Source organism: Pseudomonas benzopyrenica (genome assembly GCF_036884265.1).
In the GTDB taxonomy this organism is placed as follows: domain Bacteria; phylum Pseudomonadota; class Gammaproteobacteria; order Pseudomonadales; family Pseudomonadaceae; genus Chryseomonas; species Chryseomonas benzopyrenica.
Window position 1 is genome coordinate 3,403,485 of sequence record NZ_CP145723.1, and the last position, 16,937, is coordinate 3,420,421.

The following is a 16,937-nucleotide window of genomic DNA, read 5'->3' on the forward strand; positions in this document are numbered from 1 at the left end:
CGCTCCACAGGGGAACGGCCGGGGTTTTATTGCGGGATTTCGACGTGGCCGCCGAAGCCGAAACGCATGGCCGACAGCAGCTTGTCGGCGTAGGTGGCTTGCTGGCGGGAGCGGAAACGCGCATAGAGGGCGGCGGACAGGACGTTGACCGGTACCGCTTCCTCGATGGCCGCTTCGATGGTCCAGCGGCCTTCACCGCTGTCGGCCACCGAGCCGGAGAATTTCTCCAGTTCGACGTCACCGGCCAGGGCCTGGGCGGTCAGGTCCAGCAGCCAGGAGGACACCACGCTGCCACGACGCCAGACCTCGGCGATGTCGGCCAGGTCCAGGTCGAAGCGCTCGTCTTCCGGCAGCTTGCTGCTGTTCTTCATCTTGAGGATGTCGAAGCCCTCGGCATAGGCCTGCATCAGGCCGTATTCGATGCCGTTGTGCACCATCTTGACGAAGTGACCGGAACCGGCCGGACCGGTAAAGATGAAGCCGCGCTCGGCCCGCTCATCCGGGGCGTTGCGGCCACGGGTACGCTCGATGCTGCCATAGCCAGGGGCAAGGGCTTCGAAGATGGGCTCCAGGCGCTCGACGGCTTCGGACTTGCCGCCGATCATCATGCAATAGCCACGCTCCAGGCCCCAGACGCCACCGGAGGTGCCGACGTCGACATAGTCGATGCCTTTCTCGGCCAGGGTCTTGGCGCGACGGATATCGTCCTTGTAGTAGGTGTTGCCGCCATCGATGATGACGTCACCGGGAGCCAGGCGGTCGGCCAGCTCGGCGATGGTCTGCTCGGTCGGCTCGCCGGCCGGCAGCATGACCCAGATGGCCCGCGGCTGTGCCAGGGCGGCGATGACACCGTCCAGGCTGTCGGCGGTGATGGCGCCTTCCTGGCCGAGGCCGGCCACGGTTTCGGCACTGCGGTCATAGACCGCGACTTCATGCCCATGCTTCATCAAACGCCGTGCGATATTGCCGCCCATGCGGCCCAGTCCGATGATTCCCAATTGCATGCTGATGACTCCTTGAGGTCAGGCGACCGCCGCCTCGACCAGTTCGACGATTTGTTGCAGGCCGGCGTCGATGTCGCCGCCCTTGATATGCACGCGCAGATAGCGCCGTCCCCGTTCGGCCAGCACCTCGAGGTCGCCCTTGGCCTGGGCGGCCTCGACGATACCAAAGCTCAGACTCCGCCCTGGAATCTCCAGGTCGTTCTGGGCATCGGCGGTAATCTGGATGAATACACCCGAGTTGGGACCGCCCTTGTAGGCCTGTCCCGTGGAGTGCAGAAAGCGGGGGCCGAAGCCGCCGACGGTCGCTACGCGCTTGCTGTCGCGAATGCTATCACGCATGGCGCTCAAGGCCTCCTCGTGCACGGCATTGCGCTCCAGATAGGCCAGCACCGCCAGGTAGTCGCCGGGCTGCAGACGCGCCAGGTGCGCCTTGATCGCCGCGCGGGCGGTGTCCTGCCCCTGCAGGTCGGCATCGCCGAACAGCGTCAGGGCACCCTCCTCCAGCAGCGGCTCATCACCGGCCAGGCGACCGTCGCGCTCATAGCCATCGGTTAGCGCACGGGTCTTGATCTTGCTGGCTTCCACGTCGGGCTGATCGAAGGGATTGATGCCGATGACGGCACCCGCTACTTCGGTAGCCACCTCCCAACGGAAGAATTCCTGACCGATCAGCTCGGCACGGGCCAGACGGATGTCCACTACCGGATGCCCCGCGGCGGCCAGGGCCTGCAGGCGACTGTCGCGCTCGGCGTCTTCTTCCCCGGCCAGCACCAGGCTGACGAACACCCGGTCCCTACCGTAAACGCCTGGCTCTCCGAGGGGCTCCAGGTCCACCGGGATGATGCCCTTGCCCTGTTTGCCGGTGCTTTCGGCCAGCAACTGCTCCAGCCAGGCCCCCAGACTGGCGACACCCGGCGAGGCGATCAGGGTGACCTTGTCGCGTCCGGCACGCACCGCCTCGCCCAGGACCACGCCGAGACGGATACCGGGGTTGATGGCAGGCGGCGCACTGGGACCGCAGGCCAGCACCATGGGCTGGGTCACCTGAAAGAAATCGGCCACCGAGTGCCCGAGCAGCGCCAGAGGCACCATGCCGAACACCGACAGCACCGAATAGCGCCCACCGATGTGGGGATCGCCCTGGAAAATGGCCCGGTAGCCTTCGGCCGTGGCGCTGGCTTCGAGTTTGGAGCCGGGATCGGTAATGGCGACGAAGCGCTGTTGCACCTCACCCGCGCCCAGCGTGCGCTCGACAGCCTGGTGAAAATAGGCACGCAGGATTTCCGGCTCCAGGGTCGAGCCGGATTTGCTCGATACCAGGAACAGCGTCTTGCGCAGGTCCAACTGCTCTTCCAGCGCGGTGATCTGCGCCGGATCGGTGGAATCCAGCACCTTGAGGGTGAGTCCGCCCGTAGCGGTACCCAGGGTATTGGCCAGCACTTCCGGGCCCAGGCTCGAACCACCCATGCCCAGTAGCACCACGGTATCCAGGCCTTCCTTTCGCACGGCGTCGGCCAAGGCCTTCAGGGCCACGGGATCGGCTTGACGCCCCTGGGCGGCGGCTAGCCAGCCGACCCACTGGTCTTCGTCGCGACCGGTCCAGAGCGAGGCATCACCCTGCCACAGCCGGCGCGACCAGCCTTCACGTCGTGCCTCGTCGAGGCGAGCCTCGACGGCTTCATTCAAATCCTGCGGCAGCCGATAGTCCGCCGCATTCAGGCGCTCGCCGAGAAAATCGAGGCGCTTCTGGCCGACCGCGCCCAACAGGGCATCGGCGGCGTCCTCGAATTGGCGGGCGCCGTCCTTGACCAACCGCTTGGCCACGCCATCGAGATCCAGCCCGAAACGGGCAGTGGCATCCACCACCCGCTGTGCGGCTTCGATGTCAGTGCTCAACATGGGTGCTGCCGTACCATGGTCGCGGAAGGCGTCCATGGTCTTGGGCGGCATGGTGTTGACGGTATCCGGACCGATCAGCTGATCCACATAGAGGGTATCGGGATAGGCCGGATCCTTGGAGCCGGTGGAGGCCCACAGTAGTCGCTGCGGATGGGCGCCCTTGGCTTCCAGCACCTTCCAGCGTGGCGACTGGATCAGCCGCTGGTAGTCCTGGTAGGCCAGCTTGGCATTGGCGATGGCGACCTTGCCACGCAACTCGCCCAGTTCGGCCTCCTCGCCCTTGCGCTCGTCGATCAGTTTGTCCAGTACACCGTCGACCCGGCTGATGAAGAAGCTGGCAACGCTGGCGAGCCGACTGATGTCCTTGCCCTGGTGCAGCCGTGCTTCCAGGCCCGCGATATAGGCCTCCGCCACGGCCATATAGGCGTTGCGATCGAACAGCAGGGTCACGTTGACGTTGATCCCCTCCTCGACCAATTTGCGGATGGCCACCGCCCCTTCGGGCGTACCGGGCACCTTGACCATGAGGTTGGGCCGATTCACCGCCTGCCAGAGGCGGCGCGCCTCGTCCAGGGTGGCACGGGTATCCAGCGCCAGATAGGGCGAAACTTCCAGGCTCACATAACCATCGCGTCCTTCAAGCCGGTCATAGACCGGCCGCAGGATGTCGGCCGCCTGCTGGATGTCCTCGATGGCCAGATGCTCGTAGACATCCACCGGCTCGGCATCGGCACGTTCCAGGAAGGCCTCGAGGCTTGCATCGTAGTCGCTGCCGTGGCCCATGGCTTTCTCGAAGATCGAGGGGTTGGAGGTGACGCCCGTCAGGCCGTCACGCTCGATCAGCTTCTGCAGCTCACCCTTGGCGAGGAACTCGCGGCTGACGAAGTCGAGCCAGACCGCCTGGCCCTGCTCCGTCAGCTGTTTGAGTGGATTGCTCATGTGGCGCTCCCTTTACGTTGCGCCTGTTCCTTGGCCAGCTTGACCACGTTTTCCACGGTGTAGCCATATTTCGCCTGCAGCTTGCCGATGGGCGCGGAGGCACCGAAGGTGCTCATGGTGACCGAGGCGCCTTTGCGCCCAACATAGCGCTCCCAACCCAGGGGACCGGCCTGTTCGATGGCGACGCGGCCCAAGACCTCGTCGGGCAACACGGACTGCTTGTAGGCCTCGTCCTGCTCTTCGAACAGCTCCCAGCAGGGCATGGAGACGACCCGCGCCTTCACGCCTTCGCCCTTGAGCTGCTCGTAGGCCTGCATCGCCAGACCCAGTTCGCTGCCAGTGGCCATGAGGATCACCTGGGGCGTACCGCCCTCGGCATCGGCTACCACGTAGGCCCCCTGGGCCACGCCTTCGGCACTGGCGTATTTGCTGCGATCCAAGGTCGGCAGCGGCTGGCGCGACAGCACCATGCAGGAGGGCCGATTGGTCTGCTGCAGGGCGATCTTCCAGGCCTGCACCGCTTCGTTGGCATCGCCCGGACGCAAGGTCAGCAGACCGGGCGTGGCACGCAGCTGCGCCAGGTGCTCGATGGGCTGGTGGGTCGGGCCATCTTCGCCGACGCCGATGGAGTCGTGGGTGAAGACGAACACCACCGGCAGCTCCATGATGGAGGCCAGGCGGATCGGCGGCTTCATGTAGTCGCTGAACACCAGGAAGGTGGCGGTGAAGCTGCGCAGGTAGCAGAGCGCCATGCCATTGGCGATGGAGCCCATGGCGTGCTCGCGGATGCCGAAGTGCATGTTGCGCCCGGACGGCTCACGAGCGGAGAAGCTGCCCGCGCCGTCAAACTTGAGATTGGTCTTGGTCGAGGGCGCCAGGTCCGCCGCGCCGCCGACCAGCCAGGGAATGTTTTGGGCGAAGGCATTGAGCGCCTTGCCACCGGATTCGCGGGAGGCCACGCCCTTGGCGTCGGTGTCGAAGCTGGGCAGCTTGGCGTCCCACCCTTCCGGCATTTCACCGGCGCGCATGCGCTGGAGTTCATCGGCGCGGGTCGGATCGTCCTGACGCAGGCGATCGAAGGCACGGTTCCAGTCTTCGTAAAGGCCGCTGGCACGTTCCAGCAGGGCGTCGCGCAGGTGGTGACGGGCTTCGTCGGGCACCAGGAAGTCGGCGTCCTCCGGCCAGCCATAGGCCTTCTTGGCCAGCTTGATCTCGTCCGCGCCCAGGGGCTCGCCGTGGGCCGCCGCGGTGTTCTGCTTGTTGGGCGCGCCGTAGCCGATGAGGCTGTCGACCACGATCAAGGTCGGCTTGCCGGTATTGCCCTTGAAGCGATGCAGGGCGGCGGCCAGGGCTTCGGCGTCGTTGGCATCCTTGACGTGCAGGGTGTGCCAGCCATAGCCGCGGAAGCGTTCGGCCACGTCCTCGCTGAAGGCCAGTTCGGTGTGGCCTTCGATACTGATGGTGTTGTTGTCGTAGATCCAGCAAAGGTTGTCCAGGCCCAGGTGGCCGGCCATGGAGGCCGCCTCGCCGGTGACGCCTTCCATCATGTCGCCGTCGCCGCAGAGGACGTAGACGTCATAGTCGAACAGCGTCACGCCCGGCTGGTTGAAACGGGCGGCCAGCCACTTCTGCGCCAGCGCCATGCCGACGCTGTTGCCGCAGCCCTGCCCCAGCGGACCGGTGGTGGTCTCGATGCCGGTGGTCATGCGGTACTCGGGATGACCCGGGGTCTTGGAATCCAGCTGGCGGAATTGCTTGATGTCGTCGAGGCTGACCGCCTCCTTGCCGGTGGCGGTGCCGTGCTCGTCGATTTCCTTGACCCCGGCCAGGTGCAGCAGCGAATAGAGCAGCATGGAGGCATGGCCGACCGACAGCACGAAGCGGTCTCGGTTGGGCCAGTCCGGATGCTCGGGGTGATAGCGGAGGAAGCGGCTCCACAGCGTGTGGCCGACCGGGGCCAGGGCCATCGGCGTACCGGGGTGGCCGGAGTTGGCCTTCTGTACCGCGTCCATGGACAGGGTACGGATGGTATTGATGGTCAGTTGGTCGGCGTTGGGGCTGGAAGGTGCGGTGGAACCCATGGCAAGCGTCCTCGTGCTGGCAGACACGCCACCCGCGGCGAAAACGGTCTTTACGGTCCCTGAAACCGTTTTCAACAAAGGCAGCGCCTAAGAGAAAAAGCAAAGCGGCCGGACGAGGTCCGGGACGGCGGGGGCAGGCATCCTCTGCGACCCCACGCCGCAGTCGCGATCCTTTCTCTAGAACAGCACGCCGGAGGGTTGGTTCCATGGCGGTAGATAGCCGGCTATCGACTTGCGCGCTCAGTGTCCGGCGGCAAGCGACTGCTCGACGTCCAGGCCGGCGTCACGCATCTGCGCCAGCTTGTACCTCAAGGTGCGGGCACTGATGCCCAGGCGTTCAGCGGTCTCCTTGCGCCGACCGCGCTCGGCCCTGAGGGTATCGAGAATCACCTGGAATTCCCGGTCGCGCAGATCGGCGTCCAGCGGGCGCATGGCCTCGTCAGGGTGTGCCTCGGGTACGGGCGCCGCCCGAGGCGCCAGGGATACACCCGTGGCCAACCAATGCAGCCCGAAATCCTCGGCCTGGATCTGCTGGCCTGGTTGCAGTATCAGCGCCCGTTGCACGGCGTTGTCCAGTTCGCGCACATTGCCCGGCCAGGGGTGCTCGGCCAGGGCCTGGCGCGCACCAGCGCTCAGGGTCGGTACCGGCCGATTCATCCGCGCGGCCTGGACCGCCAGCAGCCGTTCGGCCAGGGGTACGATGTCGGCCGGCCGCTCGCGCAGCGGTAGCCAGGCCAGCGGAAAGACCGACAGCCGATAGAAGAGGTCTTCGCGAAAGCGCCCGGCAGCCACCTCCTCCGCCAGCTTGCGGTTGCTGGTGGCCACCACGCGGATGTCCAGGGCCAGCGGCTTGCGCGCCCCGACCCGCTCCACCTCGCGCTCCTGCAGGACGCGCAGCAACTTGGCTTGCAGGCCCAAGGGCATTTCGGAAATCTCGTCCAGCAACAGGGTGCCGCCCTGGGCCAGTTCGAACTTGCCGGGCTGGGTGGCGATCGCCCCGGTGAAGGCGCCCTTCTCGTGACCAAAGAGGATGGCTTCGAGCAGGTGATCGGGAATGGCCGCGCAATTGACCGCCACGAAGGGACCATCCGCCCGTGCCGATTGATCGTGGATGAAGCGCGCCAACACTTCCTTGCCGGTACCGGATTCGCCGGTGATCAGCACCGTGGCCTCGCTCTGGGCCACCCGGCTGGCCAACTCCAGCAGTTGTCGACTCTGGGGATCGGCCGCCACCGGCTGGCGAGCACCGGGCACGCGCCGTCCTTGGGGGCAGCAGCGCGCCAGGGTATCCAGCAGCAGCCGCGGCTCGAAGGGCTTGACCAGGTAGTCCGCCGCCCCGCCACGCATGGCCTCGACGGCGCGTTCGATGCTGCCGAAGGCGGTCATCAGCAGTACCGGCAGCGCCGGATCGCGCAGCCGGATACTGGCCAGCAACTGATGCCCATCGATGCCCGGCATGTTGACGTCGCTGATCACCAGGCCGAAGGGTTCCTCGGCCAGCGCCAGCAAGGCCGCCTCGCCGCTGTCCACGGCGCGATAAGGGTAGCCGCCGAGCTCCAGGGTATCGGCCAGGGCTTCGCGCAGGGCGCGGTCGTCTTCCACCAGCAGGATGGGCAGGGTCATGCCGAGGTCTCCTCGCCCGCCAGCAGCGGCAGGATGAAGGTCACCAGCGTGCCGCGCCCCAAACGCGAGCGCACGGTCAGACGGCCGCCATGGGCCTTGGCCATTGCGAGGGCGACGGGCAGGCCGAGACCGGTGCCGGTGGTCTTGGTGCTGAGAAAGGGTTCGCCCAGCCGTTGCTGGACCGCCTGCGGGATGCCAGGGCCGCTGTCGCTGATCGCCAGGCGCAATTCTCCGCCACGGCGATGAAGATGTATCTTGAGGCGCGCCGGGCGACCGCCGCCGGCCATGGCCTGCAGGGCGTTATGGATGAGGTTCAAGGCAGCACCTACCAGCATGTCGCGATTGCAGGCGAGCAGCCCGCCCTGGGTGTCGAGTTGCCAACGCACGGGACAGTCGCCCAGGTGAGGGATGGCGGCCTCGCGCAGGGCATTGAACAGCGCGCTGGGCGTCAGTCGATCCGCCAGGGGCAATTCGCCGCGGGCGAACACCAGCATGTCGCGGACCTGGTTCTCCAGTTCGTGCAGTCGCTCCTTAAGCCGACCGGCGAAGCGCTGCTGCTGCGCCAGCGCCAGACCGCCCTCCTCCAGGTGGCTGGCATAAAGCAGCGCCGCGGTCAGCGGCGTACGGATCTGATGGGCCAGCGAGGCCATGGTCCGCCCCAGCGCCGAAAGCCGTTCATGCCGCGCCAGCTCGCCCTGCAGATGGCGGGTTTCGGTGAGGTCGTTGAGCAGCACCAGTTGACCCGGCTCGCCGTCGAGCGAGCGGGTGGCGATAGAGACCCGACGGCCATCGCGCAGAGATACCTCGTGGCCATCGTCATGACGTGGGGCGAAGGCCCGGGCAATCACCGTGCGCCATAGTTCGCCTGCCAGGGGCTCGCCGAGCAGAGCGGTGGCGACTGGATTGGCGTCGCGCACACGACCGGCGCCGTCCACCACTACAATGCCGGCAGGCAGGACGTCGAGCAGATTCTGCAGCCGGCTGGCCAAGCGCTCCTTTTCCGCCAACTCCTGCAAGCGCTGGGCGGACACCCACTCCAGTTCACCCTGCAGCGAATTCATCCGGGCTTCGAGCAACTGGAAAGATTCGCTCAGCTGACGCGACATCTGCCCCAGGGCTTCACGGGCCTGCGCCGAAGCGGAGGCCTCCACGGCAGCATCGTTGGGGACAGCGGCAGAAAGGGCTTGCGCAGGCATAGGCTAGGCTCGCGACGAACAATTGACATTGTCCAGGCTGGAGCAAGACCCATGCCGCTTAGTAGTGACGCCTATTAGGAGAGAAACGAGCCGTAGGTCGGGTGGAGGCGGCTTCATCGTCGAAGCCCAACCGCGTGGCCGATTTGAGCACCGTTGGGCTTCGCTGCGCTCAGCCCAACCTACAAAGAGCGTGCTAGATCTCTTCGTCGAACTCGTCGTCGCGACGGCCCATGCCGTACTTGCGCATCTTCTCGACCAGGGTGGTCCGGCGGATGCGCAGCCGCTCGGCGGCACGGGCCACGACGCCACCGGCATCGTCCAACGCCTGCTGGATGAAACTCTTTTCCAGATTGGCCAGGTAGTCCTTTAGATCCAAGCCTTCGCTGGGCAGCAACGCAGAGGACGACACCTCGACGGTGCCGATCCCAGCCATGGCCTCGCGCTCCTGCAACTCCTCGCGCAGGGACTCCACCATGGGATCGGCTTCGTCCTCCACGTAGCGGAACTTGAGTGGCAATTCGGCCACGCCGATAACGCCATAGGGATGCATGATCGCCATGCGCTCCACCAGGTTGGCCAGCTCACGGACGTTGCCCGGCCACTCGTGGCGGCACAGCGACATGATGGCCGCCGAGTTGAAGCGGATGGAGCCACGCTTCTCGTGCTCCATCCGGGCGATCAGTTCGTTGATCAGCAGTGGGATGTCTTCACCCCGCTCGCGCAAAGGCGCCATGTCGATGGGGAAGACATTGAGGCGATAGTAGAGGTCTTCGCGGAAGGTGCCCGCGGCGATCATCTGCTCCAGATTCTTGTGGGTCGCCGCGATGATGCGCACGTCCACGCTCTGGGTCTTGTTGCTGCCCACCCGTTCGTAGGTCCGTTCCTGCAGCACACGCAAGAGCTTGACCTGCATGGGCAAGGGCATGTCGCCGATCTCATCGAGAAACAGGGTGCCGGTGTTGGCCAGCTCGAAGCGGCCGGCGCGGCTGGTGATGGCGCCGGTGAAGGCGCCCTTCTCATGGCCGAACAGCTCGCTTTCCAGCAACTCCGCGGGAATCGCGCCGCAGTTGACCGGCACGAAGGGCGCCTCGCGGCGCTTGGAGTGGAAGTGCAGGTTGCGCGCCACCACCTCTTTGCCGGTGCCGGACTCGCCGAGGATAAGCACCGTGGCCTCGGTATCGGCCACCTGCTGCATCATCTTGCGCACACCCTGGATGGCGCGACTGGTGCCTACCAAGCTGCGGAACAGTTCGGGCTCGCGCTGACGCCCGCGATCCCGGGCTTGGTCGTACATCTCGCGATAGACCTGAGCGCGGTGCAGGGAATCCAGCAGCTTGTTGTAGGCTAGCGGATATTCGAGGGAGACCAGCACACGACGGCGAACGTCGTCCGGCCACTCCGGTTGCGCTGATTCACCGAGTAGCAGCAATGGGACCATCTCGTCCCAGGCGACGATCTGCTTGAGCAGCTCGACACTGTTGCCGCGACTGTCGACGCGCCCAACCAGCACGCAGCTAACTTGCCGACTGCTGTCGAGCGCTTCGAGGGAGGACTGCCAATCGGAACTGGTGCAGGCGAGATGCGCCTCGCCGAGAAAATCGAGAATGACCGATACCGCCTTGCGCCGCTCGGCTTCATCGTCGATCAGAAGGATCTTGGTTTCACGCCACATGTCCCTGCCCCAATTCGGCTTGTCGGTTCGCTACGCGCAGGTGTCGCCTGCATCCAAGTGCCAACTGGTCGGCATCTTGCGCAAGTTAAGACAAATTGTGATGCGGGGTCAATTTTATGGCGGCGAAATATCTAAACTTTGAATTACTGTCCAACAGATGACAGTCAACCGAACAGTTGATAGACCTTGGCAGCCTGGTTCGACTTGTTGAGCTTGGTCAGCTCCTGGGCGGTGGCGTCCCGCTCTGCCTTGCAGCTCTGCAGCAGGGAGGCATAGAGCGCCAGCAGGCGCTCGAGGCTGGCACGTAGGGCTACGGCTTCGTCGCCCGTGGCATACATGGCTTCGTCGACGAACAGGCGGCAATCCAGATCCAGCTCGGCGATCCGCGTCCAGTCTCCGGCCTTGAGCGCAGCGGCCATCTGCTCATAGACGAGCTCGACGCGTTCCACCGGGGTCTTTTGCATGGCGACGTTCATCGGTCGACTCCAGATCAGGGGGCAATGGCATCCCAGCCGGATTTGATCTCGCGCAGGAGAGTCGCGACTTCATCCAGTTTGGTTGCATCGTTTTCGCGATTGGCCTCGACAAGTCTACGCATCATGTACTCGTACAGGCTATCAAGATTCTTCGAGAGTTCTCCGCCTACCTGATGGTCCAACGGCTCACGCAGCCCTCCTACGATAGAGACGGCCTTGCCGATAAGCTCGCCACGCTCGGAGAGCAGCCCACGCTCTATGGCACCCTTGGCCTGAGCGATTCGCTCCAAACCACCTTGCATTAGCATCTGGATCAACCGGTGAGGGCTGGCTTCGAATACCTCGCTCTGCACCCCAACCCGTTGATACTGTTGCATCGCACGCATCATGTTCACAGCAGTAGCCTCGATTTCTGTACCTACTCTTGTATCGGCAGCCTGCGTGAATGCTTGACCCTGAATTTCCGCGCCTAGCTATAAAAGAGCCACGAAATCAATCCTTGCTCACGAACCCAGGCATGTTATCGAAGAGGGACTTCAGGCTAGTGCTGGTCGCACTCATCTGGCTGAACAGCGTGTCCATGGTATTGAACTGCTTGTAGAGTCGATCACTGAGCGCGGACATGCGTGTCGCCAGATCCTTACGACTGCTGTCTACCTTTTTCAAAGTATCCTGCAAGGCGTTCGTACGGGTCTCTAGAATACCGGTGGTATCGGTATAAGGTTTGAGCCTGTCCCCCACTCGTGCAGCAAGTCCTGTGTCTCCGGTGAAATAGGCCGCCACTCCTGCGAAATCACCGCTGACCGCTTTGTCGAGCTTGTCCGAGTCGACCTTGAGAGTGCCATCCGATTGAGTGGTCACGCCGAGGTCCGCCAGCGCCTTGAAAGAGCCTGAAGCACCTGGGGCGATTAGCTCACTGCGCAAGGTGTTCACCAACGAGCGGACGCTGCTGTCACCGGTAAGGGCGCCTGTAACCGGAGCCGTGTTGTCGTTGACCGTCGTGACCTTGGTTGCCGAGTTCACATAGGTGATCAAGGAGTTGTAGGCATCCGCGAACTTCTGAACGTTGCTTTTTACTCCCGCGCGATCTTCGGCAACGGTCAAAGAGCTCGAACCCACCGATTTCAACTCGATGCTCAATCCGTCGATGGCGGACGAAACCGTATTGGTATCACTCTTAACCTGAAGTCCATCAATGGTCAGAATGGCGCCCTGCGCCTTATTAATGAAACCGCCGGTACCCTTGACCTTGTCTGCATCGCTAAGACTGGAAAGATCACTGGCCGAGGCGGCATCGAAGGCAAAGGCAGCCAGCGAGGTGTTGCTGCCAGTAGGCTTGCCATCTGTATCCTTGGCCTCCGTTACGGCTACGGAGATATTCGCAGTGCTACCCGTTTTGGTACTAGCCAAGACCAGCCGCGAGCCCTGTGCATCGGAAACGATGGTGGCGCTCAGGCCCTGATCCTTGCCGGCGGCATTGATGGCATCTCTGACACCTGCCAGGGTGTTGTTGCTGGAGGTAACCGTGACATCGGACAGTTTGGTATCGCCGATGGATATGGACAGGGTGCCTTCGTTGAAAGCCTTCGCCTGGTCGCTGGACACCGCGCCCAAGGCCACCTTGCTGCTTTTGGCGAGTTGGGTGACGTTGAGCTCATAGCTACCAGCCGTAGCGCTTTGACTGGCAGTGGCCGACAGGACCTTCCCATCACTGGCGGTTGCCGTACGGGCCAGGAACTGAGAGGAGCTATTAAGTGTGGTCAACGCCGTTTGAAAGGTGCTGATGGCACCTTTCAACTGGCCAAGCGACGTCAGCTGGGTCGTGGCCTTTTTCTCCACGGTATCCAGCTGATTCTTTTTCGGAGTCTGCTCTGCCGTCACCATCGTCTTGACGACATTATCGATATCCATGCCCGAACCGCCGAGCCCTGTGATACCTGCCATACCTTCACCTCGCCGATTTTTTGTCGTAGCCGCTGCTCATCAACGATGGAGCAAGAAGCACGCCATCAGACCTTGGTACCAAATGTCAGGCTGCGCATGTCTTCAAGTCGCTCGGATAGTTTGAGCACCTCTTCCGACGGTATCTGTCGGATCACCTTGCCCGACTCCACATCCGTCACCTTGACCACCACTTGGCCAGAGGAGTCATCCACGCTGAAGTCCAGATTACGCTGCACACGCTGCATCTGCTCTTTCAAGCCGGATACGGCGGAAGCAAGCGTCTCTTTCTGGACAGGACCTTCCTGGCGCGACTCGCTTGCACTGACGTTGGGCGTATTCGAGATATCGATAGGTTTCGATGGACCAAAGCCTGTAGCAAGAGGCGCACTACCTGAACTGATTTTACCGGTTTCCATTTTTCACCTCGCAACGAGAAAAAGGAGGAAGGGTCGCCCCTTCCTCCTCAAGCCTTCGTTTCTGTCGCCTTACTGGAGCAGGGACAGCACTGCCTGGGGCAGCTGCTTGGCCTGGGCCAGGATGGCGGTACCGGCCTGTTGCAGCACCTGATTCTTCGACAGGTTGGCGGTTTCTGCCGCGTAGTCGGTGTCCTTGATCCGGCTCTTGGCAGCCGAGGCGTTCTCGGAGATGTTCTGCAGGTTGTTGATGGTGTTGTCGAACCGGTTCTGCACCGCACCAAGATCGGCACGCTGAGAATCGATACCGGCCAGGGCATTGTCCAGCACAGCCAGAGCACGCTGCGCACCATCGGCGGTGGAGATGTCAATCTGTGCTACGGAGCCAAGATTGGATTTTCCGGTTCCGAAGATCTGATTACTACCCTCTACAGTTCCTGTCAGGGTCTGAGCCTTTGCTGTGACCGTAGCACCGCTTGCCGCCGCCGCAGTACCATAAAGTCCATCTGTACCAAGCTGAGCTTGTTGAACTACGCCTGTTACTGAACCGGCGGCCGCCCCAGTAGCATCTACAGTTTCAGAAAGAGTACCAAAAGTTATAGAGCTTCCATCTTTAGCGCGAATGGCGCCAGATGCGGTATCGATATCAAGAAGGGCTTTAGCTTCCGAATTATTCGCCAAACCTGCCATCAGGGTGTCTTTGTCTTTAAACTTCATACTAGAAAGATCAATATCCTCACCACCAACAGTGATTTTATTGAAAGACAGGCTATTTCCCGTCGCAGGGGGAGTAGAAACGGTCAGCTTCACATCGTTAAAGTTGACAGTCTTGTTAGCTACTGGAGTAGAGGTCACAGCATAGCTAGACGAAGAGTTTAGCTGAAGATAACCAACTACCGTTTGACCACCGGCGCCCGATCCAACGGATTGGCTGGCGGAAAACTTACCAGCAGCGTCTTGAACTTGAACAGAAACACTAGCATTACCAGTTTTTTGTCCAAAACTTACATTCTCACCGCTTGCCGATTCGACCGTAAGCGCACCATCTTTATCAATGTTGGCTTTAAGGCCCAGCTTGGAAGCATTCGTATTGATTTGGTCGGCCAGATCTTTGGTAGACGTTACTCCAACCAGCTTTACCGTTTTTGCGTCTGCACCGCTACCTACGGTAAGGTCCATAGACGCGGATTCCCCGGAGGCCGCATTGACCTGAGCTTTGAAGACCGTTCTTGCGGTGGCTGAAAGACCAGGGATCGAAGCGTCAAATTTCGCAGCCAGCGACTTGGCGCTGTCATTGGCGGCAACACTTATAGAAGCCTCCTTACCTCCGCCAACTACTTTAACAGTAGTAGCATCAAAAGCAGCCGATGCACTGGAAACCACACTAGCGGTTCTAGTGCTGAGATTATCAGCGGTAGGTACTTTGCCTAGCGCCTGTACATCATTTGTCTTACTACCGGTTTGATAAGAACCAATCGAAGCAGCCGAAGCACCCTTCAGGCTAACATCAATGGTTTCATAGGCATTCGCACCGATCTGGAAGCTGGAGGTACCGAAGTTGCCGTCCAGCAGCTTGCGGCCACCGAAAGTAGTGGTATCGGCAATACGGGTCAGTTCACCTTGTAGGGCGGACACTTCCTTCTGCAGCGAGGCACGATCCGAGTCGCTGTTGGAGCCGTTGGCGGACTGGATGGAAAGGTCCCGCATCCGCGACAACAGGTTGGTGGATTGTTGCAGAGCGCCTTCAGCGGTTTGCGACAGCGAGATGCCGTCGTTGGCGTTGCGCACGGCAACGTTCAGGCCGCTGATCTGGTTGCCCAGACGGTTGGAGATCTGCAGACCGGCAGCATCGTCCTTGGCGCTGTTGATGCGCGAACCGGTAGACAACCGCTCCATGGAGGTCGTCAGTGCGTTGGAAGTGCCAGTCAGGTTACGCTGAGTGTTCAGCGAGGCGACGTTGGTATTGACGGTCAAGGCCATGATGATGTCCTCCGTAGGACGATGATGTTTGCCTGAGCGTGCGACCTCGGGGAGGGACAAGGCCCAGGCACCCATGAAGTTCGCATTCGAGATTTATATCGGCGCCTTGACAAAAGGCTTTAGGGTGAAGAGCGGATTTTTTTGCAATCTCCTGGTTGGGAGTGCCTTCGATCCGCGAGCGGCTTGGTCAGCTACTCGGGTGATCGACGCGTTTCCGCGCTGGGCCAATCGCCTGACAAGGAGCGTTTCGAAAGCCGAAAGGAAACGCCCCCGATGCAGAGATCCAGAGGCGTTTCAAGCCAAACAAGAGGTGAGTCGCTACCCTTACGTCATGATCGGACGTAAGGGTACGAAAAACGAAAGATGCTCTTTCGCCTTGTCATAGATAATTGAACAGACTCAACTGAGCCACCTTGACGAAGCTCTGCTGAGTAGCTTGCAAGACGGTGTTCTGCAGTGAATAGCGACTCAGCGCTTCGGCGTAATCGAGGTCCTGCAGATCGGACTGCACGCTTTTGTTCACCAGGCTGACATCGGCGATGAAGCTGCTGGTGGATTCGATGGTGTTGAGCCGAGCACCAATCTTGCCGCGTACGCTATCTACCTGGCTGTAAGCCGTATCCAGATTGCTCAAGGCCACGGCACCACTGTCTCGTACCCTGTAGGCACCTTCAGTGGTGTTATCGCCACTCTCCAACGCTTTGCGCAGGTCGCTCACGACGTTGAGCAGGCTGCGCTTTTCCTGGTCGTTGTTACGCCTTATGGTGAATTCGTCACCCTTGGCCGGTACGCCATCGAGCTGAACCTTAATCCCACCAAAGCGGATGAAATCGCTGGTCGCCGGATTGTTATCGAGCGTTCCGGCGCCGAGCTGGCCAGCAGGCGGATTCGCCGCGTCATAGGTAGTCCAATCTATCGCAGCCTCGCGCGGGTCATAGATCACGTAACTCTTATCGTCGAGGAAATGGATACCTACCGAGCCCTTCGAAGCAGGTACCGGGGGCGTCGCGGTTGGGTTCGCCGCGATGTCTTGCGGAAAGGCAGAGTCATAGGCTGCCTTGTCCTCCACCAGCCCCAAGGAAATGCGACCGGTACCGGTATTGGTATCTACCTTCGCTGTGGTGACCCGATTGGCATTGAAATTATTCTCGAACGCATCTTTGCCGCTGTCGCTGAGTGGCAGAAAGGTGGAGCTGGCTATCTGCACGCTGCGCTGCCCTTCGTCGCCGTTATAGCTGTAAGTGCCGTCGGCATTGCGCACATAGGGCTGGGTGTCGCCCATGGAGCCGGAGAACAGGTACTTGCCGCTGGCGTCCTTGCTGTTCATCAGGTTCATCAATTCGTCTTCGCGCTGGCCGACTTCCTTGGCCAAGGATGCCCGATCAGTTGCGTCCAAAGCGCCATTACCGGCCTGGACGGCGATCTCACGGATGCGCGACAGCACGGTTTCCACCGAAGACAGCATGGCTTCCTCGGAGTTGAGGCTGTTCTTGGCAGCGGTCATGCCGGTGTTGTACTGGCTGTTTAGTGCCTCTTCCTGGCTGATCTGCAACAGCTTGATCGACGCTACCGGATCGTCCGCCGGTGTCAGGATCTTCTTACCGGTACTGATCTCTTCCTGAGTACGGGTGATGTTGCCGTAGTTGTTCTGCAGGCCACTGATACCGTTGTTGAACGCCTGAGCGGTAGAAATGCGCATGGCCGGTTTCC

12 protein-coding genes are annotated in these 16,937 nt (G+C 61.8%); all 12 read right to left on the minus strand.

All coding sequences use genetic code 11. From position 1 onward, the window contains the following. Window positions 1–26 precede the first annotated feature (26 nt). Window positions 27–1,004 (minus strand): phosphogluconate dehydrogenase (NAD(+)-dependent, decarboxylating), encoded by a 978-nt coding sequence (gnd, locus tag V6W80_RS16120; RefSeq protein ID WP_017642029.1) that lies wholly within the window; start codon window positions 1,002–1,004, stop codon window positions 27–29. 18 nt (window positions 1,005–1,022) lie between these two features. Further along, window positions 1,023–3,842 (minus strand): bifunctional transaldolase/phosoglucose isomerase, encoded by a 2,820-nt coding sequence (locus V6W80_RS16125; protein ID WP_338544803.1) that lies wholly within the window; start codon window positions 3,840–3,842, stop codon window positions 1,023–1,025. After that, window positions 3,839–5,923: a transketolase gene (gene tkt, locus V6W80_RS16130; RefSeq protein ID WP_338544804.1), complete on the minus strand. Its 2,085-nt coding sequence runs from the start codon at window positions 5,921–5,923 to the stop codon at window positions 3,839–3,841. Before tkt ends, V6W80_RS16125 begins: the two co-directional genes overlap by 4 nt. Window positions 5,924–6,163: 240 nt before the next feature. Then, on the minus strand, window positions 6,164–7,546 hold the full coding sequence (locus V6W80_RS16135; protein WP_338544805.1) for a sigma-54-dependent transcriptional regulator: 1,383 nt from the start codon (window positions 7,544–7,546) through the stop codon (window positions 6,164–6,166). Further along, complete coding sequence (locus V6W80_RS16140) at window positions 7,543–8,742, minus strand: sensor histidine kinase (protein WP_338544806.1); 1,200 nt, start codon at window positions 8,740–8,742, stop codon at window positions 7,543–7,545. The genes V6W80_RS16135 and V6W80_RS16140 overlap by 4 nt, the downstream gene beginning before the upstream one ends. Before the next feature lie 193 nt (window positions 8,743–8,935). After that, a complete protein-coding gene (locus V6W80_RS16145) occupies window positions 8,936–10,414 on the minus strand; it encodes a sigma-54 dependent transcriptional regulator (RefSeq protein WP_017642024.1) in 1,479 nt (492 codons plus the stop codon). Window positions 10,415–10,578: 164 nt separating this feature from the next. After that, entirely contained in the window at window positions 10,579–10,890 is a 312-nt protein-coding gene (locus V6W80_RS16150) for a flagellar protein FliT (RefSeq protein WP_027598011.1), read from the minus strand. Window positions 10,891–10,904: 14 nt separating this feature from the next. Next, window positions 10,905–11,267: a flagellar export chaperone FliS gene (gene fliS / locus V6W80_RS16155; RefSeq protein ID WP_338547458.1), complete on the minus strand. Its 363-nt coding sequence runs from the start codon at window positions 11,265–11,267 to the stop codon at window positions 10,905–10,907. Window positions 11,268–11,382: 115 nt separating this feature from the next. Next, complete coding sequence (fliD, locus tag V6W80_RS16160; RefSeq protein ID WP_338544807.1) at window positions 11,383–12,834, minus strand: flagellar filament capping protein FliD; 1,452 nt, start codon at window positions 12,832–12,834, stop codon at window positions 11,383–11,385. 65 nt (window positions 12,835–12,899) lie between these two features. Further along, window positions 12,900–13,250, minus strand: coding sequence for a flagellar protein FlaG (locus tag V6W80_RS16165; RefSeq protein WP_338544808.1), 351 nt, complete (start codon window positions 13,248–13,250; stop codon window positions 12,900–12,902). 69 nt (window positions 13,251–13,319) lie between these two features. Next, entirely contained in the window at window positions 13,320–15,227 is a 1,908-nt protein-coding gene (locus tag V6W80_RS16170; RefSeq protein WP_338544809.1) for a flagellin, read from the minus strand. A gap of 379 nt (window positions 15,228–15,606) precedes the next feature. Continuing rightward, complete coding sequence (flgL, locus tag V6W80_RS16175) at window positions 15,607–16,926, minus strand: flagellar hook-associated protein FlgL (RefSeq protein WP_338544810.1); 1,320 nt, start codon at window positions 16,924–16,926, stop codon at window positions 15,607–15,609. Window positions 16,927–16,937 lie beyond the last annotated feature (11 nt).

Coding starts and splice junctions, on each gene's coding strand:
- flgL (WP_338544810.1), bottom strand. CDS start 16,926: ATGCGCATTTCTACCGCTCAGGCGTTCAACAACGGTATCAGTGGCCTG.
- V6W80_RS16135 (WP_338544805.1), bottom strand. CDS start 7,546: ATGACCCTGCCCATCCTGCTGGTGGAAGACGACCGCGCCCTGCGCGAA.
- V6W80_RS16165 (WP_338544808.1), bottom strand. CDS start 13,250: ATGGAAACCGGTAAAATCAGTTCAGGTAGTGCGCCTCTTGCTACAGGC.
- V6W80_RS16140 (WP_338544806.1), bottom strand. CDS start 8,742: ATGCCTGCGCAAGCCCTTTCTGCCGCTGTCCCCAACGATGCTGCCGTG.
- gnd (WP_017642029.1), bottom strand. CDS start 1,004: ATGCAATTGGGAATCATCGGACTGGGCCGCATGGGCGGCAATATCGCA.
- V6W80_RS16150 (WP_027598011.1), bottom strand. CDS start 10,890: ATGAACGTCGCCATGCAAAAGACCCCGGTGGAACGCGTCGAGCTCGTC.
- tkt (WP_338544804.1), bottom strand. CDS start 5,923: ATGGGTTCCACCGCACCTTCCAGCCCCAACGCCGACCAACTGACCATC.
- fliD (WP_338544807.1), bottom strand. CDS start 12,834: ATGGCAGGTATCACAGGGCTCGGCGGTTCGGGCATGGATATCGATAAT.
- fliS (WP_338547458.1), bottom strand. CDS start 11,267: ATGCAACAGTATCAACGGGTTGGGGTGCAGAGCGAGGTATTCGAAGCC.
- V6W80_RS16125 (WP_338544803.1), bottom strand. CDS start 3,842: ATGAGCAATCCACTCAAACAGCTGACGGAGCAGGGCCAGGCGGTCTGG.
- V6W80_RS16145 (WP_017642024.1), bottom strand. CDS start 10,414: ATGTGGCGTGAAACCAAGATCCTTCTGATCGACGATGAAGCCGAGCGG.
- V6W80_RS16170 (WP_338544809.1), bottom strand. CDS start 15,227: ATGGCCTTGACCGTCAATACCAACGTCGCCTCGCTGAACACTCAGCGT.